We start from the raw sequence: 3,220 nt of genomic DNA, 5'->3' as shown, positions 1-3,220 counted from the left end.
GGGTGGAAGCATGCAGCCCTTCCCCGTCGCCAAACCCTACAAATACGCTAACGTAGGCGAGTTCAAGGGTGACAAGAACGGTATGGTCAAAGTTCCCACCCTCCGTAATATTCTCGAGACCCGCCCCTACTTCCACAACGGTGCGGTCTGGAGCATCGAAGAGGCGATCAAGATTATGGGCGAGACTCAGCTGGGCACCACGATCAGTGATGAAGAGACGATGAAGATCAAAGCTTTCTTCGGTGCGCTTACCGGCAAGAAACCCTACGTTCGCTATCCCATGCTGCCTGCCAGTAACAACAAAACTCCCAAACCCGATCTCAAGTAAATTGCTGGATACCCAGTCGGGGTATCCACAAAATTCATTTTTTTTCTTTTTATCTAACCTCCACTATTTGCATTTCAGTATCAGTAATAGACAGGAAAATTTTTTGAAAACAATTTTTTCCAGTGCTTAGAGAAAGCCCCGCACATATTTGTATGTAATTTACAACACTGTTATTGATTTAGTTTGGCTCTTCGGGTTTTTGTATTGAGTGCTCTCATCATATGAGCATGATGCTGTATCCACGATATATTAGGTGAGCCAAACATGGAACGATGGAGGTTTTTCAGAGCCTTCAATTAAAATCTACATATCAATCTATTTTGATACAATATCCGGACAAATCCAATCCATCCGGAAATAGTTGCTAAATCGGCTCCAATAATACGAAATTGTCCAATAAACTTTGTGATTATTTGGGATAGGCCCTCGAAGGCAGGGTTGAAGCCCCCGGTTTCACAGAAGAGATCGCTTACCTTGGACAAGGGCGATCCCGGCTGAAAAATCAGCTGTGTTTTCTATGCTTCTTTCGCAACTGCTTGAGATGCTCATGAACATATTCGAGCTGCTTGGAGGTCAGGATCGAGCGGGTCCCTTCGATGCACTGCAGCTGTACCTTCGTTGCTTTGGCTTTCAGGGAAGCGAGCGTATCCACTTTGGAAGAGAGGCTTTCGGCTTTGACGCCGGAGCGGCTCTCTTTGACGATTTCAAGCGTCAACTTCTTGACTTGGGGAGCGATCTCTTTTACCTGTTGTATCGTACGGTTACGGACCGCTTCCAGTTTACTTTTCTGCTCAGAACTGAGGGCGAGTTTCGGATCGTCCCACATCTTCATCAGAATCTTCGAATAGTGGGGCAGACCGTGTTGGATCAAAAAGATTGAGCGCATCCCGCGCTTGCCTTTTTGGGTGTGCTTTTTGTGCATCTTCATCGGATGCCGGCTCTCCATACCAGGCCCCTGCCCGGGCTGAGCCCAGGCGGAGGAGGATATCAGGGTTGCTGCTGAAAGTGTGGTAATGAGTATTTTTCGTGTCATTGGAACTCCTTTGGATTTTTCTGGCACAACAATCTTAGCAGGATAAGGTTTACCGAATCCCCTTTGTCTCTAGTCTTGATGTGTCCGGTTGCCCGGGAACGACAATGCGCGGGATGAGGTCCTCTTTTTCGATCAATTTTTCGGCCGCCTCTTTGGCAATTCGGGGAGGGAAAGCCGGGTGTTTCTGGGGCTTGAAGCGGTTTTTCATCCCTTCGGGCATCGCACTTTTGGCCTTTGACGGAGCGCGGAGAAAGTCGATCATCCGCTTTCGGATCCGCTCTTTGGAACTGTAGAGCATCAGATAGCGTCGATAGATGAGAGAAAGCGGTGGACCGCTCTTGGTATGGCAGACGGCGCATCGAGCCAGCGGCGAAGTCGGTTTAGCGGCTAATCCCGACAGGATCAAAACCAGAATCATCACTACTCTCCCCATACGATCCTCACTTTCGTTCCTTTCCCTTCTTCACTCTCGATCTGTAGTTCCATCCCGTAATATTCAACGATTTCGCGGACGATGTTGAGCCCCAGGCCGAATCCTCCCTCACTGGAATTGGCGCGGAAGAAGCGTTCCGTCGCCCGTGTGCTGGCTTCACGGTCCATTCCGGCCCCATTGTCCTCGACCGTGAAGGAACGGGCGTCGAGTTCTACCCGAATACGCCCCCCGGGGTGGGTGTATTTGATGGCGTTGCTCAGGAGGTTGTCGATGAGTTTGGCGGCGTCTTCCCGGTCCATTTCTCGTATGGGGGCCGTGGTGATTTCCCGTTGAAGATCGATCTGTCGGCGCTGCGCCATGGGGCCGAAATAGGCCAGCCGCTCCTCCAGAAGCTCCCGGAGGTCGACCGGCTCGATCCGGCGTCGACGCCGGTGGTTGAGTCGAAGATAGGCCAGATCGTCGTAGAGTCGGCTCAGGCGCTTGGAAGCGATCTCGATGCGCCGCAGTTCGTCGTTGTTCTCCAACTCGGGGTGGAGGCTTTTGAAGAGTTCGATGTTGGTCAGGACGGTGCTGACCGGTGTGTTGAGTTCGTGGGTGGTATCCTGGATGAAACGGTCCAGGAGACGGATCGTGTGATGGACGGGGGCCAGGAAGAGCCGTCCCAGCCAGCGGGCGATGAAGGCGACGAAGAGAACGGCCAGGAAGAGGATGAGGGCCATTTTGAGCTGAAAAGAGTGGATGGGGGCTTTGTCCAGAGGCATCGACGAGACAACCGTTGCCGCCCCCAGATAGTAGGGCTGCATTTCGTAGCGATAGTAGAGGGTATCGCCCACCCGCCAGAACTCTCTATCCCACACGATCTTCTCGGGTTTGAATTCGCCGATGAGGTAGTGGCGGTCGATGTCGTAGAGAGCGGTACGGATCCCCTCGATCCCGGGATAGAGCAGACGCTTTTCGGTGGAGTTGTGGAGTTTTCGAAGTTTGGGGCGGATCAGGGCGGTTTTGAGTTTGAGGGTCTCGTTCTGATGGTCGATGATCCGGTGGAGGCTGTAGGTATAGAAGATCGCCGATCCCACGCCGATGAGCAGGAGCGTGGAGACCAGATAGATGACGAGAAAACGGCGATGGCTTTTCTTTTCGCTCTCGAAGAGGGGCGGCTTCACAATCCTGTCCCGTCACTGCGATAACGATACCCCACCTCTTTGATCGTTTCGATACGCTCTTTGCCCAGATGCTTTCGCAAGACTTTGACGAAGGTCCGCAGGCTCCCTTCGTTGGGGGTTTCGTCGTAGTCCCATAGGGCGTCGTAGATCTCCTCTTTGCGCAGAGTGGTATCCGGGTGTTGCAGAAAGTAAGCCAGCAGACGCGCCTCTTTGGGTTTGAGCGGAATGCGCTCCCCGTTTACCGTCAAGGTGAAATCGATGGG

4 protein-coding genes and 1 pseudogene are annotated in these 3,220 nt (G+C 52.5%); 1 reads left to right on the top strand and 4 read right to left on the bottom strand.

Annotation, left to right across the window (positions count from 1 at the left end):
• A pseudogene (locus F8I07_RS05905) lies at positions 1–328 on the top strand (cytochrome C biogenesis protein CcsA); the annotation flags it as partial.
• A gap of 502 nt (positions 329–830) precedes the next feature.
• Here F8I07_RS05905 and F8I07_RS05900 read toward each other — a convergent pair.
• From F8I07_RS05900 to F8I07_RS05885, 4 genes are all read right to left on the bottom strand, one after another.
• Positions 831–1,361, bottom strand: a complete 531-nt coding sequence (locus F8I07_RS05900; RefSeq protein WP_292656991.1) for a hypothetical protein — start codon at positions 1,359–1,361, stop codon at positions 831–833.
• 49 nt (positions 1,362–1,410) lie between these two features.
• Positions 1,411–1,779, bottom strand: a complete 369-nt coding sequence (locus F8I07_RS05895) for a hypothetical protein (RefSeq protein WP_292656988.1) — start codon at positions 1,777–1,779, stop codon at positions 1,411–1,413.
• Between the two features lie 2 nt (positions 1,780–1,781).
• Complete coding sequence (locus F8I07_RS05890; protein WP_292656986.1) at positions 1,782–2,957, bottom strand: HAMP domain-containing sensor histidine kinase; 1,176 nt, start codon at positions 2,955–2,957, stop codon at positions 1,782–1,784.
• The coding region (locus F8I07_RS05885) for a winged helix-turn-helix domain-containing protein (protein ID WP_292656983.1) at positions 2,954–3,220 on the bottom strand (267 nt) is incomplete at its 5' end. The genes F8I07_RS05890 and F8I07_RS05885, both read right to left, overlap by 4 nt.

The sequence above is a fragment of the Nitratifractor sp. genome, assembly GCF_015487065.1.
GTDB lineage: Bacteria > Campylobacterota > Campylobacteria > Campylobacterales > Sulfurovaceae > Nitratifractor.
The sequence above is the reverse complement of the archived record's forward strand: the minus strand, read 5'-3'. Positions and strand labels throughout refer to the sequence as shown.

Excerpts from the sequence above, each read along its gene's own strand:
- F8I07_RS05900 (WP_292656991.1), bottom strand. The coding sequence starts at position 1,361 with ATGACACGAAAAATACTCATTACCACACTTTCAGCAGCAACCCTGATA.
- F8I07_RS05895 (WP_292656988.1), bottom strand. The coding sequence starts at position 1,779 with ATGATTCTGGTTTTGATCCTGTCGGGATTAGCCGCTAAACCGACTTCG.